The 26,987-nt window shown below is 70.3% G+C and carries 23 protein-coding genes and 1 pseudogene; 3 read left to right on the forward strand and 21 right to left on the reverse strand.

Going from position 1 to position 26,987, the window contains the following annotated elements:
* Positions 1–5: 5 nt before the first annotated feature.
* The 10 genes from fabG to ACFVVM_RS09025 all read right to left on the reverse strand — a co-directional run bounded on the left by fabG (position 6) and on the right by ACFVVM_RS09025 (position 11,215).
* The gene (gene fabG / locus ACFVVM_RS08980; protein WP_387615044.1) at positions 6–788 is read right to left on the reverse strand and encodes a 3-oxoacyl-ACP reductase FabG; all 783 of its coding nucleotides are present in this window, start codon (positions 786–788) and stop codon (positions 6–8) included.
* 33 nt (positions 789–821) lie between these two features.
* Entirely contained in the window at positions 822–1,085 is a 264-nt protein-coding gene (locus ACFVVM_RS08985; RefSeq protein ID WP_387615047.1) for an acyl carrier protein, read from the reverse strand.
* Between the two features lie 14 nt (positions 1,086–1,099).
* The gene (locus ACFVVM_RS08990; protein WP_387615050.1) at positions 1,100–2,323 is read right to left on the reverse strand and encodes a ketosynthase chain-length factor; all 1,224 of its coding nucleotides are present in this window, start codon (positions 2,321–2,323) and stop codon (positions 1,100–1,102) included.
* The gene (locus ACFVVM_RS08995) at positions 2,320–3,597 is read right to left on the reverse strand and encodes a beta-ketoacyl-[acyl-carrier-protein] synthase family protein (RefSeq protein ID WP_387615052.1); all 1,278 of its coding nucleotides are present in this window, start codon (positions 3,595–3,597) and stop codon (positions 2,320–2,322) included. Before ACFVVM_RS08995 ends, ACFVVM_RS08990 begins: the two co-directional genes overlap by 4 nt.
* A complete protein-coding gene (locus ACFVVM_RS09000; protein WP_387615055.1) occupies positions 3,594–3,920 on the reverse strand; it encodes a TcmI family type II polyketide cyclase in 327 nt (108 codons plus the stop codon). Before ACFVVM_RS09000 ends, ACFVVM_RS08995 begins: the two co-directional genes overlap by 4 nt.
* Before the next feature lie 23 nt (positions 3,921–3,943).
* Positions 3,944–5,398 (reverse strand): FAD-dependent monooxygenase, encoded by a 1,455-nt coding sequence (locus tag ACFVVM_RS09005; RefSeq protein WP_387615058.1) that lies wholly within the window; start codon positions 5,396–5,398, stop codon positions 3,944–3,946.
* A 20-nt stretch (positions 5,399–5,418) separates the two neighbouring features.
* A complete protein-coding gene (locus ACFVVM_RS09010) occupies positions 5,419–7,173 on the reverse strand; it encodes an acetyl/propionyl/methylcrotonyl-CoA carboxylase subunit alpha (RefSeq protein ID WP_387615061.1) in 1,755 nt (584 codons plus the stop codon).
* Positions 7,174–7,201: 28 nt separating this feature from the next.
* A complete protein-coding gene (locus tag ACFVVM_RS09015) occupies positions 7,202–8,377 on the reverse strand; it encodes an acyl-CoA dehydrogenase family protein (RefSeq protein ID WP_387615063.1) in 1,176 nt (391 codons plus the stop codon).
* Positions 8,378–8,749: 372 nt separating this feature from the next.
* Positions 8,750–9,988 carry a LuxR C-terminal-related transcriptional regulator gene (locus tag ACFVVM_RS09020; protein WP_387615066.1) on the reverse strand — a complete coding sequence of 413 codons (1,239 nt, stop codon included), beginning with the start codon at positions 9,986–9,988 and terminating at the stop codon, positions 8,750–8,752.
* Between the two features lie 351 nt (positions 9,989–10,339).
* Entirely contained in the window at positions 10,340–11,215 is an 876-nt protein-coding gene (locus ACFVVM_RS09025; protein ID WP_387615069.1) for an SDR family NAD(P)-dependent oxidoreductase, read from the reverse strand.
* A 163-nt stretch (positions 11,216–11,378) separates the two neighbouring features.
* On the opposite strand from ACFVVM_RS09025, the gene ACFVVM_RS09030 reads away from it, so the two are divergent.
* The 3 genes and pseudogenes from ACFVVM_RS09030 to ACFVVM_RS09040 all read left to right on the forward strand — a co-directional run bounded on the left by ACFVVM_RS09030 (position 11,379) and on the right by ACFVVM_RS09040 (position 13,835).
* Positions 11,379–12,575 (forward strand): PLP-dependent aminotransferase family protein, encoded by a 1,197-nt coding sequence (locus tag ACFVVM_RS09030; RefSeq protein WP_387615073.1) that lies wholly within the window; start codon positions 11,379–11,381, stop codon positions 12,573–12,575.
* Between the two features lie 86 nt (positions 12,576–12,661).
* A pseudogene (locus ACFVVM_RS09035) lies at positions 12,662–13,285 on the forward strand (MFS transporter); the annotation flags it as partial.
* A gap of 76 nt (positions 13,286–13,361) precedes the next feature.
* Positions 13,362–13,835, forward strand: a complete 474-nt coding sequence (locus ACFVVM_RS09040; protein WP_387616854.1) for a hypothetical protein — start codon at positions 13,362–13,364, stop codon at positions 13,833–13,835.
* Here the strand turns inward: ACFVVM_RS09040 and ACFVVM_RS09045 are convergent.
* The 11 genes from ACFVVM_RS09045 to ACFVVM_RS09095 all read right to left on the reverse strand — a co-directional run bounded on the left by ACFVVM_RS09045 (position 13,774) and on the right by ACFVVM_RS09095 (position 26,985).
* On the reverse strand, positions 13,774–14,757 hold the full coding sequence (locus ACFVVM_RS09045; protein ID WP_387615076.1) for an amidohydrolase family protein: 984 nt from the start codon (positions 14,755–14,757) through the stop codon (positions 13,774–13,776). The genes ACFVVM_RS09040 and ACFVVM_RS09045 overlap by 62 nt on opposite strands.
* 86 nt (positions 14,758–14,843) lie before the next feature.
* Positions 14,844–16,148 (reverse strand): NtaA/DmoA family FMN-dependent monooxygenase, encoded by a 1,305-nt coding sequence (locus tag ACFVVM_RS09050; RefSeq protein WP_387615079.1) that lies wholly within the window; start codon positions 16,146–16,148, stop codon positions 14,844–14,846.
* A gap of 239 nt (positions 16,149–16,387) precedes the next feature.
* A complete protein-coding gene (locus ACFVVM_RS09055) occupies positions 16,388–17,425 on the reverse strand; it encodes an aldo/keto reductase (RefSeq protein ID WP_387615081.1) in 1,038 nt (345 codons plus the stop codon).
* Positions 17,422–18,465 (reverse strand): aldo/keto reductase, encoded by a 1,044-nt coding sequence (locus ACFVVM_RS09060; RefSeq protein ID WP_387615084.1) that lies wholly within the window; start codon positions 18,463–18,465, stop codon positions 17,422–17,424. Before ACFVVM_RS09060 ends, ACFVVM_RS09055 begins: the two co-directional genes overlap by 4 nt.
* 10 nt (positions 18,466–18,475) lie before the next feature.
* A complete protein-coding gene (locus ACFVVM_RS09065; protein ID WP_387615087.1) occupies positions 18,476–19,819 on the reverse strand; it encodes an NtaA/DmoA family FMN-dependent monooxygenase in 1,344 nt (447 codons plus the stop codon).
* Entirely contained in the window at positions 19,819–21,159 is a 1,341-nt protein-coding gene (locus ACFVVM_RS09070; RefSeq protein WP_387615090.1) for an LLM class flavin-dependent oxidoreductase, read from the reverse strand. Before ACFVVM_RS09070 ends, ACFVVM_RS09065 begins: the two co-directional genes overlap by 1 nt.
* The gene (locus ACFVVM_RS09075) at positions 21,156–22,346 is read right to left on the reverse strand and encodes an acyl-CoA dehydrogenase family protein (RefSeq protein WP_387615092.1); all 1,191 of its coding nucleotides are present in this window, start codon (positions 22,344–22,346) and stop codon (positions 21,156–21,158) included. The genes ACFVVM_RS09070 and ACFVVM_RS09075 overlap by 4 nt, the downstream gene beginning before the upstream one ends.
* A gap of 175 nt (positions 22,347–22,521) precedes the next feature.
* Positions 22,522–23,427: a LysR family transcriptional regulator gene (locus ACFVVM_RS09080; protein ID WP_387615094.1), complete on the reverse strand. Its 906-nt coding sequence runs from the start codon at positions 23,425–23,427 to the stop codon at positions 22,522–22,524.
* 101 nt (positions 23,428–23,528) lie between these two features.
* Positions 23,529–25,181: a dipeptide ABC transporter ATP-binding protein gene (locus ACFVVM_RS09085; RefSeq protein ID WP_387615096.1), complete on the reverse strand. Its 1,653-nt coding sequence runs from the start codon at positions 25,179–25,181 to the stop codon at positions 23,529–23,531.
* Positions 25,178–26,035 carry an ABC transporter permease gene (locus tag ACFVVM_RS09090; protein ID WP_387615099.1) on the reverse strand — a complete coding sequence of 286 codons (858 nt, stop codon included), beginning with the start codon at positions 26,033–26,035 and terminating at the stop codon, positions 25,178–25,180. Before ACFVVM_RS09090 ends, ACFVVM_RS09085 begins: the two co-directional genes overlap by 4 nt.
* The gene (locus tag ACFVVM_RS09095) at positions 26,032–26,985 is read right to left on the reverse strand and encodes an ABC transporter permease (RefSeq protein WP_387615102.1); all 954 of its coding nucleotides are present in this window, start codon (positions 26,983–26,985) and stop codon (positions 26,032–26,034) included. Before ACFVVM_RS09095 ends, ACFVVM_RS09090 begins: the two co-directional genes overlap by 4 nt.
* Positions 26,986–26,987 lie beyond the last annotated feature (2 nt).

Here is a 26,987-nt window from a genome sequence, read left to right on the forward strand (position 1 = left end):
CGGATTCAGAAGTTGCCGAGTCCGCCGCAGACATTGAGTGCCTGCGCGGTGATGGAGGCGGCGAGATCGGAGGCCAGGTAGCCGACCAGGCCCGCCACCTCCTCGGGGGTCGAGTAGCGGCCGAGCGGGATCTTGGCCTGGAACTTGGTGAGAATGGCGTCTTCGGAGGTGTCGTAGGCCGCGGCGTAGCCGGCGCGAACCCGTTGCGCCATCGGGGTTTCCACGTAGCCGGGGCAGACCGCGTTGACGGTGATCCCGGTGGGCGCGAGTTCGTTGCCCAGTGCCTTGGTGAAGCCGACGACGCCGTGCTTGGACGCGGAGTACGGCGCGCCGAGCACCACGCCCTGCTTACCCGCCGTCGAGGCGATGTTGATGATGCGGCCGCGTTCCTTGTCGCGCATGCCGCCGGTGGTGAGCACCTCCCGGGTCACCAGGAACACGCTGTTGAGGTTGGTGGCGATCACGTCCGACCACAGTTCCTCGGTGAGGTCGGCGGTGACGCCGCCACCGGAGCGCCCCGCGTTGTTGACCAGCACATCGACCGGGCCGTACCGGTCGACCGCGGCGCGGACGAAGGCCGAGATGTCCTCGGTCGACCGGATGTCGGCGGTCGTACCGTCCACCTCGTGCCCCTCGCCGCGCAGCTGGGCGACGGTGTCGGCCACGGCTTCCTTGTTGCGGGCACAGAGGAACACCCGGTGCCCCTGCCCCGCCAGCTGTCGCGCGGAGGCCAGGCCGATGCCACTGGTCGCGCCGGTGACCAGGGCCACCCTGTCGTCATTGCTCATGTCTGTTCTCCTGTCGGGCAATCGGATTCGCGCTCAGCTGGGCTGGGGCGCTTCGAGCAGCTGTTCGTTGACCAGATCCACCAGGGCGCGCGGCGTGGTCACGGCGACGACCGCGTCGTCGTCGAGGGTCACGCCGAATTCGCGTTTGATCCGGCCGGTGGTCTCGAGCAGCGCCAGCGACTCGTAACCGAGGTCTTCGAACTCGATGTCGGCGAAATCGCCGTCGAGGCCGGGGCTGTCGCCGCTGCCTTCACGCAGGATGCGGCGCAGATCGTCGAGGGTGAACGGTGTCGACACGGGCTTTCCTTTCCTCAGGGGCGAATGTCTTCGGGGCCGCGCACGACCATGGCGGAGTTGAATCCGCCCACGCCGCGGGCGAGCACGAGCGCGGTCCGCACCGGTGCCGGCCTGGCCGTGGTGACCAGGTCGAGTTCGTAGTCGGCGGCCGGTTCGGTGCCGATGGTCGGCGGGATCACGCCATCGCGGATGGCGAGGAACGCGGCGGCCAGATCCAGGGGCGCGGCCCCCGAATACAGCCGTCCCGTCATGGTTTTCGGTGCCGTCACCGGGACGCCACGCGCACCGAACACCGCCACCAGCGCCGCCGACTCGATGCGGTCGAGTTCGGCGATGCCCGCGGCGTCGGCGAAGACGACATCGATCTCGGCGCCGGTGACGTCGGCGTCGGCCAGTGCGAGTTCGATGGCGCGGCGCAGGCCGGGTTCGCCACCGCGCTCGGGATGCGGGTCGACGGTGGCGGCGTGCCCGGCGATCTCGCCGTAGATCTTGGGCGCGTCACGCTGTCGGGCGTGCTCGGCGTCCTCGAGGACCAGCAACGCACCGCCCTCACCGGGGACATAGCCGCTGGCCCCGGTGTCGAACGGCAGGTACGCCTGGGCCGGATCGGTGACGGTGCTGAGCCCGCCACCGGCCAGTTGCGCCACCCAGCCCCACGGGCAGATCGAGGCGTCGATCGCTCCGGTCACCACCAGGGCCGTGCCGCGCCGAATCTGCCTGCGCGCCTGGGCGACCGCGTCCAGCCCGCCCGCCTGATCGCTGACCACCACGCTGCTCGGTCCGCGCAGCCCGTTGCGGATGGAGATCTGGCCGCTGTTGACCGCGTAGAACCAGGCGAAGGACTGGTAGGCGCTCACGTACTCGCCGCCCTTGCTCCACAGCGCGCGCAGTTCGTTCTGGCCGAACTCGAAACCGCCGGAACTGCTGGCGGTGATCACCCCGGCCGCGTAGTCGGGCAGTTCGTCGGGCCGCACGCCCGCGTCGGCGAAGGCCCAGTCCGCGCTGACCAGGGCCAGGCGGGTCATCCGGTCGGTCTGCGGCAGCAGGCGGCCCGGCAGGTGGTCCTCGGCGACGAATCCGGTGATCTCCCCGGCCAATTGGGCCGGATAGGACCGCGGGTCGAACCGGGTGACCCGGCGGATCCCGCTCTGCCCGGCCAGCGTCGTGCTCCAGTACTTCTCCAGACCGAGGCCCGTCGGCGCGGCGACGCCGAGGCCGGTCACCACCGCGGCCGTCACTGTCCGCTCCGGAACGGATCGGCGAGCACGACCGCGCTCTGGAAGCCGCCGAAACCGCTACCGACGGAGAGCACCACGTCGACCCGATGGTCACGGGCGGTGAGGGGCACGTAGTCCAGATCGCAGTCGGGATCGGGGTTGTGCAGGTTCGCCGTCGGCGGCACCACATCGTTGACCAGCGCCAGCACCGAGGCGGCGATCTCGATCGAACCGATCGCGCCGAGCGAGTGCCCGACCATCGACTTGATCGAGCTCACCGGTGTCCGGTAGGCGTGCTCGCCGAGACTGCGCTTGAAGGCGGCGGTCTCGTGCCGGTCGTTCTGCTTGGTGCCCGAGCCGTGCGCGTTGATGTAGTCGATCTCGGTGCCGTCGATGCGAGCCTGGTCGAGGGCGGTGCGGATGGCCTCGGCCATCTCCTTGCCGTCCGGACGCAGACCCGTCATGTGGAAGGCATTGGACCGTGTCGCGTGCCCGGCGATCTCGGCGTAGATCGTCGCGCCACGCTTACGGGCGCTCTCGAGTTCCTCGAGCACGAACACCGCCGCGCCCTCGCCGAGGACGAATCCGTTGCGGCTGGCGTCGAAGGGACGTGAGGCGTGTGCGGGGTCGTCGTTGCGCGGGGTCGTGGCCTTGATGGCGTCGAAGCAGGCCACCGTGATGGGGCTGATCGGCGCGTCGGTGGCGCCCGCGATCATCACATCGGCCCCGCCCTCGCGCAGGACTTCCGCGGCGTAGCCCACCGCGTCCAGCCCGGAGGTGCAGCCCGTGGACACGACCGTCGACGGACCCTGCGCGCCCACCGCCCACGCCACCTCGGTCGCGAAGGAACTCGGGACGAAGTAGTTGTAGAGATGCGGCACCGCGTAGGTGTGGTCGACCAGTTCCAGCCGGCCGCCGTCGCTGACCGTGCGGTACTCCTCGTCCAGGCCCATCGTCGCGCCGACCGCGCTGCCGATGGTGACGCCGGTCCGGTACGGATCGATGTCGTCGAACTCGAGCCCGCTGTCGGCCACGGCCTCGCGAGCGCTGACCACCGCCAGCTGCGCGGCCCGGTCCATCCGCCGGATCTCCTGCGGGGTCAGGCCGTGCAGTTCGGGATCGAAGTCGATCTCGGCGGCCACCTGGGAGCGGAACGGCGCCGGATCGAACAGCGAGATCCGGCCGGTCGCGGTGCGCCCGTTGGAGATCAGATCCCAGAAGCTCTTGGTGCCGACCCCGCCGGGCGCGCTGACACCGACGCCGGTGATCACCACCCGGCGCTGCGGGGCGCTCATCGCGCGTTCCAGTCGTAGAAGCGGTGCGCCATGGCATCGGCCGGGGAACGCCAGGTCTTCGGGTCGTAGGCCTCGATGAACGGCTTCAGATCCTGACTGATCCGCACGAAGCGGTCGTCGGTCTTGGCGTCCTCGATTCGCTCGCCACCGTCGTCGGTGTCGAAGTCCTGCAGGTGGAAGTACAGGCCGCGGTAGTGGAAGAGCTGGCGGCGGCGCGTGCCCATCCGGTGCGGCAGGTCGGTGGTGTCGAAGTCCCGGAACAATCCGGCGACATCGCCCGCGGACGCGAGGTCCATGCGGGCCACGATCAGTGTGCTGAACATGGGCTTCCCCTTCTCTCGGGTGTTCATCGGGCGGGCCCGAACCAGCGGTCCAGGGCGGTCGGCAGGTCGTCGTCGGTGCCGGGGGCGACCCAGGCGACATGCCCGTCGGGGCGGACCAGCGCGGCGGTGGTGCGTGCCGCGGTGTCGAAGGGTTCGACAGCGGTCGCGGTGACCACATCGATCCGGTCGATCCACGGCTGGGCCCGGCCGCGCAGGACCGCGTTGTCGGTGAGGTCGAGCAGGACACCGCGACCGGACCGCAGCAGTGCGGCCGTATCGGTCGGGCGCCCACCGCGCAGCAGCGGGCGGCGGGGCAGGCGGGCGCCGAGCAGCGGATGGGTGCCGCCGCCCACGTCGTAGCGGATGTCGAGGCCGGTGACGCGGGCGGCGAGGTGCCGCTCGACTTCCGGGTAGGCGACGAGTTCGCGCAGGACCTCGCGCAGCGGGCCGACCTCCTCGCCCCCGAGGATGAACAGGCTCTGCGCCTTGGTGTTGGCCAGCAGCCGCTGTCCGACCTCGTGGCGTTCGGTGTGATAGCTGTCGAGCAGGGCGGCCGGGGCCGTCCCGCGGATCACGGCGGCGAGTTTCCAGCCGAGGTTCACCGCGTCCTGGATGCCGGTGTTCATGCCCTGGCCGCCCGCGGGCAGGTGCACGTGGGCGGCGTCGCCCGCCAGCAGCACCCGGCCCCGCCGGTATTCGGTGACCAGGCGGGCCGCGTCACCGAAGGCACTCGTCCAGATCGGTTCCGCGTGCGAGATGTCGACATCGGTCAGCCGCTTCCACACGTCGGCGACCTCGGCGAAAGCCGGTGGCCCACTGCGGCTCTGGGGCGGTGCACCGCGCTCGCTGACGATGATGCGATAGGTACCGTCGGGCAGCCTCGCGCTCATCGCCATGCCCCCAGAGGCCTGCTGGCCCGGCGGGCGGGGCGCGATGTCCACACCGCGCAGGTCCGCCAGCAGCAGTTCGGTGGTGGCCGGGGTGCCGGGGAAGTCGAAGCCCGCCGCTTTGCGCACCGTGCTGCGGCCGCCGTCGGCGCCGACCAGGTAGGCCGCCCGCAGCGGTTCCCGGCTCGCGAAATGCACGGTGACGCCCGTGTCGTCGCTGTCGACCCCGGTGACCTGGTGTCCGCGGCGGATGTCGGCGCCCAGTTCGCGCGCCCAGTCCTCCAGCACGGCCTCGGTCGTCGACTGGGGCACGGTGCGGGCGGCTTCCAACGGTGCGCCGAGTACCGACAGGTCGAGGGGGATGCCGCCGAAGTGGCCCGCCGAGCCGGTCTCGAGCTCGCCGAAGCGGCCGAGCAGACCGCGCTGGTCGAGTACCTCGGTGGTGCGCAGGGTCAGCCCGATGCCGCGGGATTCGCCGGTGCGGGCGGGCAGGCGGTCGACGACGATGACGTCCACCCCGGCCAGGCGCAGTTCTCCGGCGAGGGTGAGACCGGTCGGTCCCGCACCCGCCACGATGACAGCGGTGTTCATGGTTTCCTCCTGAATCCCGTTCACGCCGCGTGCGTTCCGGAGTCGTCGAGACGGCACAGCGTGGTGCCCGAACTCACCGTCGTGCCGACGGTGGCGGTCAGTTCGCGCACGACACCGGCGCGGTGCGCGAGGAGCGGTTGCTCCATCTTCATGGCCTCGATCACGGCGACCAGATCGCCGGATTCGACCCGTTGTCCTTCGGCGACAGCGATTTTCACGATCGTTCCCTGCATCGGGGCGACCAGCGCGTCGACGGTGGCCCGGCCGGCTCCGCCGCCCCGCGCGCCGCGGCCGATTCGCCGCGGTGCGGGCGCGGAGGTCCTGCCGGTCGCGGGCAGTGACACTTCCAGGCGCCTGCCGCTGATCTCGACCACGACCGTCTCCCGTTCGGGTGCGGGCGCCGCGGTCTCCCCCGCGGTGTCCTGCGGTGGGATCCGGTTGTCGAATTCGGTCTCGATCCAGCGGGTGTGCACCGCGAAGGGCTCGGCGGTGAAGGCCGGGTCCTCGGTCACCGCGCGGTGGAATGGCAGGGTGGTCGGGACGCCTTCCACCGTGAACTCCGCGAGCGCGCGGCGGGCCCGCGCCAGCGCCTGGTCACGGTTCGCGCCGGTGACGATCAGCTTGGCCAGCAGTGAATCCCAGGCCGGGCCGATCACACTGCCCGGCTCGACACCGGCATCGACCCGGACACCGGGCCCCGAGGGCGCCCGCCAGGCCGTCACCGTGCCCGGTGTGGGCAGGAAGCCGCGACCGGGATCCTCGGCATTGAGCCGGAATTCGAGCGCGTGGCCGCGGGCGGGTGGATCGTCGTAGCCCAGCGGTTCACCGCGGGCGATCCGGAACATCTCCCGGACCAGGTCGATGCCGGTCACCTCCTCGGTCACCGGGTGTTCGACCTGCAGGCGGGTGTTCACCTCGAGAAACGACAGGGTGCCGTCGCGGCCGATCAGGAATTCGCAGGTCCCCGCGCCGATGTAGCCCGCTTTCGCGAGGATCGCCTTGGACGCCCGGTACAGCTCCTCGCGGTGCGCGTCGGTCAGGAAGGGCGCGGGGGCCTCCTCCACCAGCTTCTGATGCCGCCGCTGCAGTGAGCAGTCCCTGGTCGAGACGACCACGACATGTCCGAAACGGTCGGCGAGGCATTGTGTTTCGATGTGCCGCGGCTGGTCTAGATAGCGCTCCACGAAGCACTCGCCGCGGCCGAAGGCCGTGACGGCCTCGCGGACCGCCGCGTCGAACAGCTCCGGGATCTCGGCGCGCTCGCGGACCACCCGCAGGCCGCGACCGCCGCCGCCGTGGGCCGCTTTGATCGCGATGGGCAGGCCGTGGCGATCGGCGAAGGCCACGGCCTCGGCCGCGCCGTCGACCGGATCCGAGGTCCCCGCGACGAGCGGTGCGCCGACGGCCTCGGCGATGCGGCGAGCCGAGACCTTGTCGCCGAGCGCCCGGATCGCGGCGGGGGGCGGGCCGATCCAGATCAGTCCGGCGTCGAGGACCGCCTGCGCGTATTCCGCGTTCTCGGACAGGAATCCGTAGCCGGGATGCACCGCGTCCGCGCCCGATTCGACGGCGGCGCGCAGCAGCTTCTCCGCGTCCAGGTAGCTGGTGGCCGGGGTGTCCCCGCCGAGGGCGTACGCCTCGTCGGCCAGCCGCACGTGGAGTGCGTCGCGGTCGGGTTCGGCGTAGACGGCCACGCTGGTGACTCCCTCGTCGCGGCAGGCGCGCGCGATGCGGACCGCGATCTCGCCCCGATTGGCTATCAGTACCTTGTGCACGGCCGGCCTCTCCCTCGTCTCGTCCCGGTCACAGGTAGACGGTGTTGGGCGGCAGGCCGACCAGCGAGCGGCCGTACAGCTCGATGTTCACGCCGGGCGTGATCATGGCGTGCAGCGAGGTGGCGTGGACATCGCGCTGCAGCCGCGCGATCGGCACCTCCCGCTGGATGGAGGAGCCGCCGCTGGCCTGGGCCAGGATGTCCACCGCCTGCTTGACCTGCCGGGCCACCCAGCCGATCTGCACGCGCGACCACACCCGCTCCTGCTCGGTCCACGGCTCGTTCGCCACGGCCTTCGCGTCGATCACGTCGGCGAAGGTGCGGGCGCGGGCCTCGGCGTCCTCGATCAGCAGAGCCGCTTCACCGACCTGCAGATGGGTGATCGGGGCATCGCGCTGACTGGGGTAGTCGGTGTAGGTGATCGGGCGGCCGGGCAGCCGCTCGACGAACGCGGCGAGCGCGGCGCGCCCCGCGCCGACCAGCTGCCCGGTCTGGATCGCGGTGACCGGCACCAGCACCGGCGCCCGGTACTGCGGCTTCTCGGCGTTCACCACCGATTTCGGCCGGTTCTGATAGAAGTCCTCGCCGGTGATCACGCGATGATCGGGCACGAAGACGTTCTCGGCCACCGTCGAGACACTGCCCGAACCCTCCAGACCGAAGGTGTGCCAGTCGTCGACGATCTCGAGGTCGGCGATCGGCACCAGGGCGAAGATCGGCACCGGCTGGTCACCGGCGTCGGTGGGAATGGCCACGGTGATCTTCCACTGCGCGTGCAGCACACCGCTGTTGAACTTCCACTTGCCGTCGAGGCGCCAGCCACCGTCGACCTTCGTCGCGGTCCCGGTGGGCGCGGTGGTGCCCGAGATCCGCACGTTCGGGGTCGCGAAGACCTCATCGAGCGCGGCATCGGGCCACAGTGCCGACATCCAGGTGAGCGAGGCGTAGATCGACAGGCAGAAGGCGACCGAGGTGTTGCCACGGGCGACCTCGGCGAGCACATCGACGAAATCCCTTGTGCCGGACTCGTATCCGCCGTACTGCGCGGGCACCTGCATCTTCAGCAGGCCGGACTCCTCGATCGCGGCGATGACATCGTCGGGCAGGCGACGGTTCTCGTCGATCCACTGCGCCCGCGAACGCAACAGCGGCGCCAGTTTGGCGGCACGCTCGACGAGTTCCTCACGGGACGGGTTGACGGACATGGTCGATTCCTCTCGCCGAATATCGCGAATACCGAAGGGGTATCGAAGAAGTTCGAGAATTTCCCGGCGACAACACTGCGCACCGATCGAGAGAAATCTCGCACAGCTTTCACCGGCGATTCAAGGGGTGCGGCGCGACTCTACGGTCGGCCCGTAGGTTCTCCCCGGGGAAGCCACAGGTTCGGCACCAGGCTTTCGCGGCACGCAATTTCGGCGCAACTCGCACAAAAGGATAGCGCCCACCACAAAACCGGCGCGCCAAATCGACGGGAACATAACGAATTCTATGGCTCTGCGCGCGCCCAGGACGCGGCAACGGCAGCCGTGCCGAAACACGACTGCCGTTGGTGGCGGAACTACCGGGGTGTCACTTCACGCGCAATCCCGCGCATTCAACACCCCGGACAGTTGCCGCCTGCCCGAAATTCCCAGCTTGCGATAGACATTCGACAGATGGAACTCGACGGTGCGCACCGTGAGGAACAGTTCCTCGGCGATGTCCTTGTTGCTGCGTCCGCGCAGTGCCAGGCCGGCGATCTTGCGCTCCTGCCTCGTCAGGCGGGTCTCGCGGTGCTGATTGTCGAGCGCGCCGAGCACCGAATCGGCGCGCTGCAGCACCGGCCTGCTGCCTGCCGCGGCGGCGAGTTCGGTGGCCGCCGCGACAGCGCCTCGCGAGCTCTCGACATCGCCCTCGAGCGCGTGCAGCTGCCCCAGATCACACAGCGTGCCCATCAGCTCGTAACGCGCGTCGGCCAGCTCGAGCAGCTCGACGGCCCGCTCGAGCACCGCGACCGAGCGACCGTCGCGACGGGCCATGCCGACGGCGTGCAGTGCCCGGCCCACCGCGCCGGGCGCACCCCAGCGCCGCGCGGCGGCCAGTTCGTCGTCGGCCAGGGCCGCCGCCAGATCGCAGCGGTCGAGCAGCACGGCCACCAGCGCCGCCCGCGACCGCCACGGCACGATCGCCGGATTGGCGACATGGAGCGAGGTCAGGACCTTTCCGCTGGCCAGGTAGTCGGCCAGGCTGCGCTCGAGCTCCCCTTCGGCGCGGTGCAGCGCGCCGCGGGCGGCCAGGACGTGCGCGTGGTCGGGCAGCGACTCGACCGAGCTCATCCGGTCCTCGAACAAACAGCGCGCGGCGCGGGCGTCACCGAGCTGGACGAGCGCCTCGACCAGCCAGGCGATGGCCATTCCGCGCAGGGCGGGCGACACCCCGCGACGCAGCAGCGGCCCCAGCGCCTGGACCGCCGCCGCGGGGCGCCCGCTCTGCGCGTCGACCCTGGCCCTGATCAGGGTGAGCACCTCGAACACCCGGGCGGAGATCTCACCGCGCTCGGCCGAGAGCAGCCGGGTGCAGTAGGCGGCGGCCTCCGGGCTCCGGTCCGCGTAGATCAGGGCCAGCAGCGCCAGCCACAGACAGCCCGCGTCGGGGTCACCGGATTCGGCGTCGAGCACCATTTCCGAGCGCCGGACGATGGTCTCGCGATCCAATACTCCGCAGTGCACGAACAGCATGCTCTGCACGCCGCCGCACAGGGTGTCGGCATCACCGAAACGCACACGCGCTTCGGTTTTTCCGACACCGGACAGATAGTCGACCCGGTCGGTCAACCGCGCGTCTCTGCGTTCACACCAGGATCGCCCCGATCGATCGCATCGATGCCGATCGGCACACCCCGACACCCGGGTGACTCCGACGGAATGAGAACTGGGCACAGGACGATCGATCATGAGGTCTCCCTGGTGCAGCACGAGCCGGGCTCTTACGACCACATCGTCGACAGCCGTGAAACGTATCCCACCCCGTTCGTCAAACTACCAGTGGCACACCAGCATTCACAGGTGACATGGGACATACACTTCTCGTGATCCTATCTCTTGCAGATCACGGAGCCGAATTGCACACTGCTACAGCACATTATCGATGGGCATATACGCGCGCTGCCCGAACTCCTTCTGCAATTACAAACGTTCGTGCATTTGCTTGATCACGGGCCGCGACGAACCTCCTTCGAGTGCGGTGAGCAGTCTGGTCGTCTTGCGGAAAAGCCGTGCGGCCGCGGCCGCGTCGAAGGCAGGGCCGTGGACGTCGATCGGCCTGCCCTGCACGATGGCGGTAAGCGGCGCGGCGGGCGGGTTGTCGAGGACCCGCAGGATCGGCCCGACCGCCTGCTCGACCGTTTGCGCGGTGGCCCGCATGGCCTCGACCTGCGCGGCCATCTCGGGGTCGTAGTCACCGGACAGGGCGGTGTCGACGACGCCCGGGTGCAGCAGGACGTAGCGGATCCCGGTCGGGGCGTACCGGCGGGCGAACTCGATGGCGAGCAGATCGTTGAGTTTGCCGCCCTGGGAGAGTGCGCGCATGCCGTGGTAGTCGTGCTCGTAACCCAGGTCGTCCCACTGGATCCCGCTCGCGCCCGCGCCCGGTCCACTCACGTTCAGGATCACGGGGTCCGGCGCGGCGGCGAGCAGGTCGAGCAGCTCCTGGCCGAGCACGAACCGGCTCAGGTAGAACAGCGCGAGGGTGTACTCGAATCCCTCGGCGGTCACCAGCCGTTCGGATCGGTAGTGGCGCGCACACAGCACCAGCGCGTCCAGCCGGGGAAAGCGGGCCCGGATCACCTCGATCGCCGCGCGGGTGGCGCTGATCGAGCTCAGATCCGCGGCCACGAACTGCGCGCGATCACCGGCGCCGAGTGCGGCCGCCGCGTCGAGGAATTCCCTGCCCTTCACCGGGTTCCGGCCGATGACGGCGACGGTGTCACCCTTGCGCAGACGATCGAGCGCCGCCGCACGGCCGAGGCCGTCGGTCCCGCCCGCGACAACAACATGATTCATGCAGCGATGCTACCGCCGGGTTCCAGCGATGTCATCCGGTGCGTTCAGTGAATTGAATCCACGGGTTCAGTTGTTCCGCCCGCATCGTGGTGATTCCAACCGTTCCCCCGCACCTCGCTCCCGCCTAGATTTCCGCACGTAGGCACGTACGCGAGGAGAGTCCATGACCGGCACGCTGAGCACCGGGTTCCGTCCCGCCCTGTCCCGGTTGGGCGCCCGTGAATCGAGCGCGGGCGGTTTCGGGCCCGCCGCGGGGGAGCTCGGCGCGAACGCGATCCGTCTGCTCGGCGGTGTGCCCGCGAACGAGGCTCTGCCGGTCGAGGGCTTGCGGTCCGCCTTCGCCGAGACACTGGCCGATCCGGCCGTCGCCACCGGCGCGCTGCAGTACTCCTCGCCCACCGGCATCGCGCCGCTGCGGTCCTGGATCGCCCAGCGTGAGTCCGTCGACGCCGACCGGGTGTTGATCACCAACGGCGCGCTGCACGGGCTGAGCCTGCTGTTCAGCGCGCTGCTCGACCCTGGTGACGTCGTCGCGGTGGAGAGCCCGACCTTCCCGGTGGCGCTGCGGGTGCTCGGGCACCATGGCGCACAGGTGGTTCCGGTGTCGTCCGCGGCCGCGGGCCTCGATCTCGACGGTCTCGCCGCGCGGCTGCGCGACGGCCTGCGGATCAAACTGCTGTATCTGATCCCGGACTTCCAGAACCCCACCGGGACCACCCTTTCCGCGGCGGATCGAGCGCGGGCGGTGGCACTGGCCGAGGAGTTCGGCTTCCTCGTGGTCTCCGACAATCCGTATCGCGCACTGCGGTTCTCGGGTGCGACAACGCCCGATCTGAATCCGGATAGCCCGGCCGTGGTGCACGTCAACACCTTCTCCAAGACCCTCGGCCCCGGCCTGCGGCTGGGCTGGATCATCGCACCGCCCGCCCTGCTGCCGGCACTGACCCGCCTGCGCGCCAATGTGGACCAGCACACCTCGCTGCTCACCCAGACGGCGGTCGCGCGCCTGCTGCACACCCCCGGCGCCTACGACGCGACCCTGGACCGGGCGCGCGAGCTCTACCGCGAACGAGCGAGCGCGCTCACCGACCAGCTGCGGCTAAGGCTCGGGGCCGGCATCGAGTTCACCGAGCCCGACGGCGGCATCTTCCTGTGGGCCACCCTGACCGACCCAGGGCTCGACCTCGCCGAGGTCCAGCGTCGCGCCAGAGCACTGGGCACCGACTTCTCCCTGGGCCGCTACTTCGACCCCGACGGCGCCGTGCGCTACACCGACCGTATCCGACTCGGCTTCAGCAACAACACCCCCGAGGATCTGCGCACCGCCGTGGACCGCATCGCCGCCGCGATCGATCAGTAGGGCGGGCGGTGTCGGAGGCGACGACCACCACGCGCGAATCACTGTGGCGCAACCGGGATTTCCTGCGGCTCTGGTTCGGTCAGGCCGTGTCGGAATTCGCGAGCCAGGTCAGCACGTTCACCCTGCCGCTGGTGGCGGTGCTGGCACTGGACGCCTCGGCGAGCCAGGTGGCCACACTGAACTTCCTGAGCCAGCTGCCGTACCTGCTGGTGGCGTTGTACGCGGGCGCGCTCATCGACCGGGTGCGCAGGCGCAGTGTGTTGCTGACGGTGGATCTGGCGCGGGCGATCGTGCTGGCCGTGGTGCCGATCCTGTGGTGGACCGGTGCGCTCAGCACGGCGGCGCTGTACGCGGTCGCGTTCGCGGGCGGGGTGTTCACCGTCTTCTTCCAGGTGGCCTACCAGGCCTATCTGCCCGCTCTGGTCACGCGCGAGGAACTCAGGACGGGCAACGGGCTGCTGGAGACGAGCCGGTCGGCGGCGCTGACCGGGGCACCCGCGGTCGCCGGTGGGCTGGTGCAGCTGTGGTCGGCGCCGGGGGCCGTGCTGGCCGCGGTGAGCACGTATGCGTTCTCGGCGCTGATGTTCTGGCGGATCCGGTTCCGGGAGACGGTGCGCGAGAGCGTGATCGTCGGCGCGCGTGGCACGCTCGCCGACATCATGGCCGGTCTGCGGTTGGTGTTCGGTCATCCCGCGCTCCGGGCGAACGCGATGGTCGCCGGAATCTTCAATTTCGCGTTCTTCGGCTTCACCACGGTGTCGCTGGTGTTCTTCGCGCACACTCGAGTTGTCGGCGGGTCAGATCGGGCTGGTCATGGCCGCGATCGGGCCCGGATTGCTGGCCGGGTCGCTGCTGGCCGTGGTGATGCCACCCAGGATCGGCTACGGGCGCGCGCTCGTCGGCTCGTCACTGGTGGCCAACACCGCCATGCAGTTCGTGGCGCTGGTGCACGGCAACGGCTGGCTGTCGGTGGCGGCGCTGGCCACCATCTATTTCGTCTTCACCGCGCTCGGGTCGGCCAACAACGTCACCATGCTCACCATCCGGCAGGTGTCGACGCCCCCGGAGATGCTGGGCCGGGTGGCCGCCTCCATCCGGTTCGTCGCCCAGGGCACCAGTCCGCTGGGCGCCCTGTTCGGCGGTGCGGTCGCGGCGGTCTTCGGGTTGCGGGCGGGCGTCGCGATCACGGCGGGCGCATTCATGTTCGCGGCACTGGCACTTGTTCTCTCACCGTTGCGCCGAATCGGGCGGACCCTCTAGCGCCGAACAGCCGCCGGGCCGTGCCCGCGGCGATCTCGGCCCTGGTCGCGGTGTCGATTCCGGCGGCGTCGAAGAAGGCTTCGATGTCGGTGCGGGTGCCGTCGGTGCGGATCGGCCAGTCGGTGCCGACGAGGACGCGATCGGGGCCGAGGACGTCGAGCTGGTAGCGCAGAGTGGCGGGGTCGAGGCGCAGGGTGTCGATGTGCAGGCGATGGCGCGCGGCGAGCCCGGCCGCGACCGCGCGGCGATTCTCGGCGAAGTAGTCGCCCGCGAAGAGCAGTGCGCCGGTGCCGAGGGAGGTGAACACCAGGTCGAGATCCGGCAGGGCCGTGGGTATTCCGGCATGCAGGAGGCTCAGCAGGGCGATGCCGTTGGTGAAGCCACGGCCGTAGGAGTTGCCGGGTTGACCGGCGGCCGCGATCAGCACATCGGAGCCCGGCGCGAAGACAGGATGGACGAAGACCGGAACCCGCAGCGCCGCAGCGGCTTCCAAGGTCGGCCTGGTGGCCTCGGCGCCGAGGTACTCACCGCGGCGATAGGAATCGACCACGATGCCGGACAAGCCGAACCGTTCGACGGCCTCGCGGGTCTGTTCGGCGCCCGCGGTGCCGGCGAAGGCGTCGACGGTGGCCAAACCGCCGAGCAGGGGTGCGTGTTCGGCGACGACGCCGGCGAGGTACTCGTTGATCCGGGTGACCTGTTCGCTGTCGACATCGACCAGGGGGCCGAACAGCAGATCGATCGGCGCGCCGAGTATCCGCTGGTCCACCTCCCCCGCACGGGTGAACGACACCAGGGCGTCGATGTCGTCGAGCACAGCGAACGGTCCGGTGTCGCGGAGCGGCGTCGGCGCGATCTCCCGCCACCAGGGCGGGCGGAAGTGATTGTGGAAGTCGACGATCGGCAGTCGGTTCTCGGTCATGGGGGTACTCCTCGTTCCGTGCCACCGCGCGGCAGTGGCCGGTATGGCTCGATGGTCTGGGATCAGCGTGTGTGCGCGGCCACCGCTCAGACCGCTTCCGCCGCCACCGGCGGATCCACCTGCGCCCATTGCGATTCCGGGGTGAGGCCGAGGTTGCCGCGCAGGGTCGAGGACTCGTAGTCGGTGCGGAACAGCCCGCGCCGCTGCAGGATCGGCACCACGTGCTGGGTGAACGCCTCCACGCCGCCGGTCCCCTGGCCCGGCATGACGATGAAGCCGTCGGCGCCGCCCTGCTGGAACCAGTCGGCGAGCCGGTCGGCCACCTGTTCGGGCGAACCGACGATGCGGCCGTGTCCGGCCGAGCGCTGGTGGAGTCGCAGCAGTTCGCCGACGGTCCAGCCGTCCTCCACCGCGAGGTCGCGGAAGACGCCGTAGCGGCTCTGCCTGCCCTGAATCGAGCGGACCGGTGGCAGCCGGTTCTCGGGGATGTGATCGTCGAAGTCGTAGGCGGACAGGTCGATCCCGGCGAGCAGACGCTCGAGCGCGGTGAGGGTGGCATCGGTGTAGCTCGCCTCGAACAGTTCGTCGTCGAGCCTGCGGGCCTCGCTCTCGGTACTGCCGATGGTGGTGCTCACCCCGGGCAGGACCAGCACGCCACTCGGATCCCGGCCCGCCGCCGCGGTTTTCGCCTTCAGCTCGCGATAGAACTGCTGGGCGCCGGGCAGGGTCTGCTGCGCGGTGTAGACACCTTCGGCGAAACGCGCCGCGAACGAGGTGCCGTCCGCGGACGATCCGGCCTGGAACAGCACCGGCCTGCCCTGGTCTGACCGCGGCAGCGGCAGCGGGCCCGCGACGGAATAGAACTCGCCGCGATGGTCGATCGGCCCGCCCTGTTCGCCGTCGCGCCACGAATCCCACAGCTGGGTGACCACCGAGACGTGCTCGAGCCCCTGCCGGTAGCGGTCCTCGTGCGCGGGCAGCGGTGCGTCACCGAAGTTGGCCTCACCCACCGTGGAGGTCACCGCGTTCCAGCCGACCCGGCCGCGCGAGAGGTGATCGAGCGATTGGAGCTGGCGGGCGAGGTTGAACGGCTCGGTGAACGTGGTGGACACCGTCGGCACGAGCCCGATGTTCTCGGTGACCGCGGCCAGCGCCGAGAACAGCGTGAGCGGTTCGGGGCGCGAGCCGAGTTCGGTGTCGGAGCCAAGGCCGTCGGCGGCGAAGAGCAGGTCGAATTTGGCGGCCTCGGCGGTCCTGGCCAGTGCCACGTAGTGGTCGAGGACCGCGCCCGGGCGGCGCACATCGCCTGGTGTCAGCCGACCGGGCACGGAGTTGCCGGGCGCTCCCGTGAGCAGGCCGAGGCGCAGGCGGCGGGGCGGGGGTACTGGCACGGTGGCCTCCTGGAGCGAAAGTGGGCCCGGCTGGCACGGTGCGCCGATGTCGTCCGAGGAGGTGCGGGGGAAGCGGTGAGGGGCCCGTGGCCTCAGCCGCTGATGACGATCGACGGGCAGAAGAGGCGACAACACATGTCGACTACCTCCTCTGCCCGTGTCCGATGATCATCAATACTCGGCCGGACAGGCAGATCGGGCAACGTTTATCGTCCGGCCGAGCAGAAATGACGAGCGCCTTACGCGGCGCTCCTGCGCAGGGCCGCGTCGGCGAGCGCGTCCGGGATCTTGCCGGTGTCACGGTCGGAGAAGATCGTGCCGGGCGGGACGATCTCGTCGATGCGGTCGAGGATCTCGTCGGTCAGGACGACATCGGCCGCCGCGAGGTAGGTGTCGAGGTGCTCGCCGGTGCGCGGGCCGATGATGGCGGCGGTGACATCGCGGTGGGCCAGGACGAAGCCGATCGCCAACTGGATCAGGGTGAGCCCGGATTCCTCGGCGAGGACGGCGAGCGCGTCGGCCGCGGCGAGCTTGTCGGCATTGGCGGGCGCGTCGATGTCGAAGCGGCCCGGGATCAGTTCGGCGCGATGGGAATGCGGCTGGTCCGCGCCGAGCCGGTACTTGCCCGAGAGCCAGCCCGCGGCCAGCGGGCCGTAGGTGATCACGCCGAGCCCGTACTTGCGGGCGATGGGCAGGGTCTCGCGTTCGATGCCACGGATCAGCGGCGAGTACGGAACCTGTTCGGTGGCCGGGCGATTGGCCTTGGTGCGGTCGGCGATCCACTGCGCCTCGACGAGCTCGCCGGGCGAGTACACCGAGGTGCCGTAGTAGCGGATCTTGCCCGCGCGCACCAGATCGTCGAGCGCGGCGACGGTTTCCTCGAGCGCGGTCACCGATTCGGGGCGGTGCACCTGATACAGGTCGAGGTGGTCGGTGTCGAGGCGGCGCAGCGAATCCTCCACGGCGCGGGCGATCCAGCGCCGGGAGTTGCCGCGATGGGTGGGGTCGTCGTCGACGGCGTTGTGGAACTTCGAGGCCAGGATCACCTGGTCGCGGCGGCCTTTCAGGGCCTTGCCGACGATGATCTCGGATTCACCGCGCGAATAGGTGTCGGCGGTGTCGACCGTGTTGATCCCGGCGTCGAGCGCGCGGTGGATCAGGCCGATCGACTCCTCGTGGGTGGTGCCGCCGCGGGAACCGAAGTTCATGGTGCCGAGGACGTACGGGCTGACCCGGACGCCGGTGCGGCCGAGCACGCGCAGGTCGGACAGGCTCATCGGGTGGCTCCGATCGTGGTGCGGCGGCGGGTGGCCGCATCGGTGAGCGACGGGGGCAGGTAGCCCTCGTCGGCGGGGCTGATGGTGGTGCCGGGCGCGACGATCTCGTCGATCCGGTCGAGGATCTCGGTGCTCAGCCGCACGTCGACGGCGCCGAGCTGGGTCTCGAGGTGGGCCAGGGTGCGCGGGCCGATGATGACGGTGCTCACCGCGGGATGCTGCAGCACGAACGCCAGCGACAGGTGCACCAGCGACAGCCCCGCCTCGTCGGCGAGCTTGGCCAGTTCCTCGGCGGCGGCGCGCTTGCGCTGATTGGCGGCCAGTTCCGGGTCGTGCCGGTGCGGTTGCCGGGTGAGCCTGGTCGACTCGGGTGCCGTCTCCCCCGCCCGGTAGCGGCCGGACAGCCAGCCGCCCGCGAGGGGACTCCAGGTGAGCACACCGAGGCCGTGGCGCTGGGCGATGGGCAGGGTGGCGCGTTCGGCGCCGCGAGCCAGGATGGAGTACGGCGGCTGCTCGGTGACCGGGCGCTGCAGATTGCGGTCCTGGGCCACCCACTGTGCCTCGACGAGCTGGTGCGGTTCGAAGGTGGTGGTGCCGTAGTAGCGGATCTTGCCCGCGCGCACCAGGTCGTCGAGCGCGCGCAGGGTCTCCTCGATCGGCACGCCGGGATCGGGGCGGTGCACCTGGTAGAGGTCGAGGTGGTCGGTGTCGAGGCGGCGCAGCGAGTCCTCCACGGCGCGGATGATCCAGCGCCGGGAGTTGCCGCGGGTGTTGGGGTCGGTGCCGATCTGGCCGTGGAACTTGCTGGCCAGCACCACCTCGTCGCGGCGGCCCTTCAGTGCCTTGCCGACGATCTGTTCGTTCTCGCCCTGGGAGTACACGTCGGCGGTGTCGACGACATTGATGCCCGCGTCGAGAGCACGGTGGATGATGGTGGCCGCGTCGTCGTGGTCGGGATTGGCCCAGGCGCCGAAGTTCATGGCGCCCAGGGTGAGTGGGCTGACCAGCACGCCGGTGCGGCCGAGGTGTCGCAGTGTCATGGAGTGGTTGTCACTTTCCGATGGTGGAGAGGGGTTCGCGGGCAAAGGAATTCGCGGGCTCGGGCAGCCCGAGGTGACCGCGCAGGGTGGTGTGTTCGTAGTCGTGCCGGAACAGGCCGCGCTTGCGCAGGATCGGCACCACCCCGTCGACGAAGTCGGTGAGGTAGCCGGGCAGCACGGCCGGGATGACGGTGAACCCGTCGATCCCGCCGTTGCGGAACCACAGCTCGATGTGATCGGCCACGGTCTGCGGCGTGCCGATCACCACGCGGTGACCGCCGAGGAATTCGGTGAGCAGTCGCCGCACGGTGTGGCCGGTCTCGAGGGCGTAGCCGGTGATCGAGGTGAAGAAGCCCTGCGGGCCGATCCGGTTCGGCGGCAGGGTCGTGAGATGGTGCGGCAGTGGGGCGTCGAGGTCGAGGTCGATGTCGGAGTAGCCGAGCCAGCGGGCGAGTTGACGCACCGGCGCGCTGTCGGGGTGCAGGCGATTCTGCAGTTCGTCGAAGCGCGCGTGTGCCTCGGTCTCGGTCGCGCCGATCACCGGGACCAGTCCGGGCAGGATCCGGAGGATATCGCCGTCGCGTCCGGATGCCGCTGCGGCCGTGCGGATCTCGGTCGAGAAGGCGCGTGAGGCCGACAGGCTCAGCTGGGTCGTGTAGATCGCCTCGGCGTGGGCGGCGGCGAAGGCGCGACCCTGCGGTGACGCCCCCGCCTGCACGAGCACCGGGCGACCCTGCGGCGAGCGCAGGACATTGAGCGGACCCGCGACCGAGTAGAACTCGCCCTGATGGTCCACCGCGTGCACCCGCTCGGGGTCGGCGAATCGCCCGGCTTCCTGGTCGCCGATGAGCGCGTCGGATTCCCAGCTGTCCCAGAGCTTCTCGGTGAGCGAGACGTACTCCGCGGCCCGCCGGTAGCGCTCGTCGCGGTCGGGCAGCTCGGTGATGCCGAAGTTGCGGGCCGCGTTGGGTTCGAAGGTGGTGACGATGTTCCAGCCCGCCCTACCGCCGCTGACATGGTCGAGCGAGAGAATGCGCCGGGCCAGGTTGTAGGGCAGGTTCAGCGTGCTGGTGGCGGTGGGGATCAGGCCGAGCCGCTCGGTCGTGACCGCCAGCGCGGAGGCGAGCAGGGTGGGGTCGATGGTGGCGGCGGGCCCGCGGGCGATGCCGGGCTGCTGCACCGGGATGTCGGGAAACAGCAGGCCGTCGAGTGCGCCGCGTTCGGCCTCGGCCGCCACCCGCTGATAGTGCGCGAGCTGGATGAAGGCGTCGGCGGGCAGCGAAGGTTCCAGCCAGGCCGCCGGGTGATAGCCCGTGCTCCCGACATTGACCAGGAAATGCAGTCTGCGTGCCATCAGGCCGCCCCTTCCGCGATGGTGTCCCCGAAGACCGGGACGGGCAATCCGAGGTGGCCGCGCAGCGTGGTCGCCGCGTATTCGGTGCGGAACACGCCGCGCTCGCGCAGGATCGGCACGACGCCGTCGACGAAGTCGTCGAACCCGCCGGGCAGCACATCGGGCATGAGGTTGAAACCGTCGGCGATGCCCTTGTCGACCCAGTCCACAATGGCATCGGCCACCTGTTCCGGTGTGCCGGTGACGATCCGGTGCCCGGCGCCGCCACCCAGCCTGCGCAGCAGCTGGCGCACGGTGAGGTTCTCCCGGCGGGCCAGGCCGAGCGCGATCTTGTAGAAGGTCTGCGAGCCGCCCGCTTCGTCGGGGTCGGCGAGCAGATGCCACGGGAGCGGGCCGTCGAGGGTGAGATCCTCGCGGCCGACGCCGAGTTGGCCGGCCAGCCGGTCGAGTGCGTACTCCGGCGGCACCAGTTCGGCGAGCAGTTCCCGGCGCTGCGCCGCCTCGGCTTCGGTCGCGCCGATGACGGTGGACAGGCCGGGCAGGATCAGGATGTCCTCGGGCCTGCGGCCGTAGCCGACCGCGCGGGCCTTCACGTCGCGGTAGTACTCCCCCGCCTCGTCCGCGGTCTGGGCGGCGGTGAAGATCACCTCGCCGACCCGGGCGGCCAATGCCCGGCCGTCCTTCGAGGCACCGGCCTGCACGACCACCGGTTCGCCCTGTGGTGAGCGCGGCACGTTCAGCGGGCCCGCCACGTCGAAGTGGGTCCCGTGGTGGTCGGCGGCGTGGATGCGGGTGTAGTCGGCGAAGCGGTGGGTGGCCTTGTCGCCGATCAGCGCGTCGGGCTCCCAGCTGTTCCAGAGCTTGCGCACCACCTCGACGAATTCGGCGGCGCGTTCGTAGCGGGCGGCATGGGCCGGTTCGGCGTCGAAGCCGAAGTTGGCGGCGGCGTCGGCGCCCGCGGTGGTCACCACGTTCCAGCCGGTGCGCCCGCCGCTGAGCAGATCCAGCGAGGCGAAGCGGCGGGCCACGTCGTAGGGGTCGTTGTAGCTCGACGACAGGGTGGCGATCAGGCCGACGCGTTCGGTGGCCGCGGCGACGGCGGCCAGGACGACGGTCGGCTCCAGGCTGTTGAACGGCCGGTACCTGATGTCCTCGCGGATCGCGGGACCGTCGGCGAGGAAGATCGCGTCGAACGTCGCGGCCTCGGCGCGCTGGGCGATGCGCACGTAGTGGTCGAGGGTGAAACTCGCGGCCGGGTCGGTGCCGGGGAAGCGCCACGAGCCGCCGAACACGCCCGCGTTGAGGATGTTGACGTTGAGGTGGACCTGTCGTCGGCTCACGGCTGCTGCTCCTTGGCGCGACCCGCGGCCAGCGCCGTGCGACCGAGGTCGGCGAGCACGAGATCGCTCTGCGGGGTGTGGATGCGGCCCACCATGGCGTCGCGGTGATGCCGTTCGAGCGGATGGCGGCGGTCCAGGCCCGGATTGCCGGTGAGATCGAGCGCGGATTCGGTGACCCGGATGGCGGTGCCGGTGGCCACGTGTTTGGCCAGGCCGGGCAGTTTGCTGTGTTCGTCCTCGGCCAGGACCGCCACGCCCTGGCGCACGAGCGCGCGGCTGGTCTGGATCCAGGCCTCGATCTCACCGACCCGGTCGTGGAAGCGCGGCACGGTGGCCAGCGAATCCCCCAGTGCGGTGGGCACTCTGGTGTGCAGGTAGCGCACCAGCCAGTCCCTGGCCGCGATCGCGACACCGGTGTAGTTGGCGGCCAGCAGCAGCGGTAGCGCCTGCCTGCCCGGCCGGCGCCCCTTCGGTCCGGCCGCGGGGTCACGCAGTTCGACCAGGCGCTCGGGCGCGACGACGGTGCCGTCGAAGACCACCGACTGGGTGTCGGAGGCGCGCAGGCCGAGGTGGTTCCAGGTGGATTCGATGTGCCAGTCGGTGGCCGACCGGTCGAGCAGGAAGGTCGCGATCCGCGGGTTCGGTTCGGCGGTCGCGGCGGTGACGGTGAACCAGCTCAGCCCGGAAATGCCGGTGGCATAGGCCTTCTCGCCGTCGATGCGCCAGTCCCCCGACGGCAGCCGGGTGGCGGTGGTGGCCGGGATGCCGCCGCGCGAGAGGCTGCCGAGTTCGCGTTCGACAGCCAGGCCGTTGATCAGCGCACCGTCGGTCGCGGCCGAGCGCAACACCAGTTCCTTGAGTTCGGCGGGCCACGGGCTGTCCGCGCGCACCAGGCTCAGGTGGTTGGTGTAGTTCCACTGCAGGATCAGCCCCACCGACGGGTCGGCCGCACCGACCCGCTCGATCACCTCGACCGCCTGCGCCAGGCCGCCGCCGAGACCGCCGTACGCCACCGGCACCGTCAGCGCGGGCGCGCCGATGGCACGCAATGCCTCGAACGCGGCGAAGGGGAAGCGGCCCGCCCGGTCGTGTTCGGCGGCGCGGTCGGCGATCTGGGCCAGCGCGTCGGTGAACGCGTCCTCGTCCAGGCCGTGCGCGGTCTGCTCGGGTGCCACGGTGGTAGTCATCGGGTGTCACTTTCTTGATTGCGGCGCACCGGAATTCGCCGGTAACGGCGATCCGGGCACCAGAAAAGAATCGTCTTTCGATATCCCGGCTCCAGTATCGGAACGGGCGGCACCGCCGAACAAGACAGGTGATCTACGAGATTCGTTCAGATTTTCTCGATCATCGAACGCATTTCTACGACGCCAATTTCTCCGGTGTCGCGATGGTGCGCAGCGTGCGAATGGCCGCCGCGATCGCGGGACGCTCCAGCGAGGCCTGCCGGTAGGTGACCCCGATCTGACGGGTCCCGTCGGCGATGGTGCACGCGATCAGGTGCTGGTACTCCGGCGGCACCGACATCTCCGGCACCACCGCGACACCGAGCCCGTGGTCGACGATCTCGGCCATCCCGGCGAAGCTGCCGCTGCGGTGCTCGATGCGCGGCGCGAAACCCGCCTCGCGGCAGGCGTACATCACCGACACGATCGAGGGCGCGCCGTCGCGGGCGGTGACCCAGTCGGCGTCGCGGACCGCGGCCAGACCGTGCTGGCGGGCACGTTCGCGCAGGCCGGCCGGGGCGAGCAGGACCAGCGGGTCACCGAAGAGGAACTCCGAGGACAGCCCGAGCGGCAGGTCACGGGCGCGGAACGAGTACGAGTAGGTGATCGCGATGTCGACCTCCTGCTGGCGCACCGCGGGCACCGAGTCCACCGGCATCAGGTCGACCACCCGCACCCGCAGGCCCGGATTCTCGCTCATGAGTTTGGCGGCGGCGGGCAGCGCGAGCCGGGTCTGCGCGGTGCGGAAGGTGGCCAGGGTGAGCACCCCGGTGATCGCCTCCGCGGTGGCGGCCACCGCGCTCTCGGCTTCCTCGAGCGCGGTGATGATCCGCGAGGTGTAATCCACCAGCACCCGGCCCGCGGGGGTCAGGCGCAATACTCTGCCCTCGCGGCGGGTGAGCACGGTGCCCACTTCCTCTTCCAGAATGCGCAACTGTTGCGACACCGCCGAGGTGGTGATTCCGTGCAGTTCCGAGACCGCCGTCATCGTGGTTCGCTCGGCGAGGTCGCGCAACAGGACAAGGCGTCGAATGTCGTACATGATTCCTCGCTTCGACCGGCTGGCGTCCCGGGTTTTCTCATCATCGCGACAAGCGACATTCCAGGAAATCCTTACGATCAGAGCGATTCTGTGCAGTTTCGCTACGCCGAGCGCGCGATGGCGCCGACCGGGTCGGGACCGGGCGCGCCCACCGGTACGGCGTCGAGCAGCCGCCGGGTGTAGTCCTGGGACGGCGCGGCGAAAACCTCGGCGACCGACCCGGTTTCGACCACGGCGCCGCCGCGCATCACCGTCACCTCGTCGGCCACGAGGCGCACCACGCCCAGATCGTGGGTGATGAACAGATATGTCAGGCCCTGCTCGTGCTGCAGGTCGACCAGCAGGCGCAGGATCTGGGCCTGCACCGACACGTCCAGCGCCGAGACCGCCTCGTCGAGCACGAGCAGCCGGGGCCCGGCCGCGAGTGCCCGCGCGATGGCGACCCGCTGGCGCTGCCCGCCGGAGAGTTCGGCGGGCTTGCGCCGCAGGTGTTCCCTGGACAGCGCGACCTCATCCAGCAGCTCACGCACCCGGTCCCGCCGACGGTTGCCGCGCGGCAGCAGACCGAGCGCCGCCAGCGGCTCGCCGATGATCTGCTCCACGGTGAACTTCGGGTCCAGCGAGGAGTACGGGTTCTGGTAGACGAACTGGATCTCCCGGCGGATCGGGCGCAGTTTCGCGCGGGAGCGTCCGTCGATACGGGTGCCGTCGAACCACACCTCGCCGGAATCGGCGGTGGCGAAGCCCGCCGCGATCCGGGCCACGGTGGACTTGCCCGCACCGGACTCACCGACCAGCGCGTGCGTGGTGCCCGCGCGCACGGCGAGCGTCACCTCGTCCACCGCCCGCACCGCGCCGCGCGCGAAGGTCTTGCTCAGGTTGCGCACCCGCAGCAGGTCCGTGGGCTCGACGGCCTGCCCGGCCCGCTGACGCGTGCCGACCAGCCTGGTGCTGTGCCGGGTCGGCGCCGCGGCGACCAGGCGACGGGTGTACTCGTGCCGCGGATCGGTGAGGATCTGCTCGGCGGTGCCCTCCTCGACGATGCGGCCGTGCTGCATCACCACCAGCCGATCCGAGCGTTCGGCGGCCACGCCCAGGTCGTGGGTGACCAGCAGGACGCCGAGGCCGAGGGTGGCGCGCAGGTCGGCCAGGTGGTCGAGGATCACCTTCTGCACGGTGACGTCGAGCGCGGAGGTCGGCTCGTCGGCCACCAGCAGCTCCGGGTCGTTGGCCAGCGCGATGGCGATGAGTACGCGCTGCTTCATGCCGCCGGACAGTTCGTGCGGATACTGCCCGTACACGCGTTCGGGATCGCGCAGCCCCGCCGCGGCGAGTTTCGCCTCGGCCAGCGCGCGACCTGGACCGGATTCCACCCGCCGGTGCAGCCGCAGCGCCTCGAGCACCTGGATGCCGACGCGCTTGACCGGGTTCAGCGAGGTGCCGGGGTCCTGGGGCACGAACCCGACGAACGGGCCGCGCAGCCGGGCCAGCCTGCGGTCGTTCCAGGCGGCGGTGTCGTGACCGTTCAATTCGAGTACGCCCGCCTCGACCTGTGCCGAGGTGGGTAGCAGATGCAGGGCGGCGTGGATGGTGGTGCTCTTGCCCGACCCGGATTCGCCGACGATCGAGACGAACTCGCCGCGCCGCACGGCCAGGGAGACCCCGTCGACGGCGGCGTGTCCGGGTTCCTGGCCGCGCGTGCGGTAGCGCACGGACAGCTTCTCGATCCGGAGCAGGGTGTCGGTGTCGCTCATCGGGTGCCTCCCAGTGCTCGGCCGATTCGGTTGGTGGACAGGACGACCACGGCGATGACCACGCCGGGCAGCAGCGAGATCCAGGGGTAGGTGGCCAGGAAGTCCCTGCCCTCGGCCACCGCGAGGCCCCATTCGGGTTCCGGTGGTGGCGCCCCGTAGCCGAGGAAGCCGAGGGCCGCCACGGCCAGGATCGCCGAGCCGCATTCCAGGGCGGCCAGCGAGAGCACGGCGGCCAGGGAGTTCGGCAGCACGTGCCGGACGACGACCCGGCCGAATCCCGCGCCCGAGCCGTAGGCGGCCTCCACGTAGTCGGTGCCCGCGACTTTGAGCACTTCCGAACGCATCACCCGGGCGAAGGCCGCGACCGCCGAGATACCCACGGCGATCGCGATGTTGACCGTGCCGTAGCCCAGCGCGGTGACCACGGCCATCGCCAGCAGCAGACCGGGAATCGCCAGCAGGACGTCGACGAAGCGCATGATCACCGCGTCGGCGCGCCCGCCGAGGAAGCCGCTGAGCAGCCCGATCGCGGAGCCGATCACGAAGCCGAGCGCCACCGCGAGCAGCGTGGCGGTCAGCGTGGTCGAGGTGCCGTAGATGGTGCGGGCCAGCAGGTCACGGCCGAGGCGGTCGGTGCCGAACAGGTGCTCGAGACTCGGCGCACTGAAGCTGGCATCCGAATCTCCCTCCAGCGGAGAGTATTTCGTGAACCAGGACGGCACCAGCGCCCAGGCGACGACGGTGGCGATCACCAGCCAGGCCAGGGTGAGTCCCGGCTTGTCGGTCAGCGCGTGCCGTAGGCGGTGGGCGCGACCGGTGGCCACGACGCGGGGGTTGCTGTCGAGGACGGTCATACCGGAGTCCTTGCCTGCACGCGGGTCCGCAGTCGCGGATCCACCAGCGGATAGACGAGATCGACCAGGAAGTTCACCGTGACGAAGACCAGCGCGGCGAACACCACCACCGCCTGCACCAGCGGCACGTCCTGGGTCCGCACCGCGGTCTCGGTGAGCCTGCCCAATCCCGCACGGGAGAAGACGGTTTCGACGATCACCGCGCCCGCGAGCAGATTGCCGAAGGTCACCCCGGCGATGGTCAGCGCGGGCAGCGCGGCGTTCTTGAGCACCTCACGCGCCAGCACCCACAGCCGGGTCGCGCCCTTGGCCACCGAGACGGTGACATAGCCCGCGTGCAGTTCGGCGTCGAAGTTCTTGATCAGCAGCTGCGCGATCGGCGCCGAGACCGGGATGGCCAGGGTCACCGCGGGCAGCACCAGCGCGGCGAACCCCTCGTTGCCGATCGGCGGGAACCAGCCCAGCTGGAACGAGAACACCTGCAGCAGTGCCAGTCCCACGAGGAACACCGGGACCGACACCCCCGCGGCGGGCAGCGTCGCGACCAGGTCGGCGAGCCAGCGGGTGCGGGTGTAGCCCGCCGAGGTGGCCACGGCGAAGGCCAGGGCCACCGCGATGACCAGGGCCGTGCCCGCCAGCAGCGCGGTCTGCGGCAGCACCGACAGGATCAGCGGCCAGACCTCCTCGCCGGTCCGCGTCGACACGCCGAAGTCACCGCGCACCGCGGCCAGCAGCCGGGAGGTGTACTGGCCCAGCAGGTTTCCGTCGAGACCGTAGTAGATGCGCGAGTTCTGCTTGTCCTCCTCGCTGATGAGGTCGCCCTGCGACGGGTCGAACAGGACGTCGACCGCGTCGTAGGGCAGCACGTAGAGCAGGACGAAGGTGATGGTGTAGGCGCCCCACACCACGAACACCGCCTGCCCCAGTTTGGCGAGCACATAGCGCGACATCG

The organism is Nocardia sp. NPDC058176, assembly GCF_042883805.1.
Lineage (GTDB): Bacteria > Actinomycetota > Actinomycetes > Mycobacteriales > Mycobacteriaceae > Nocardia.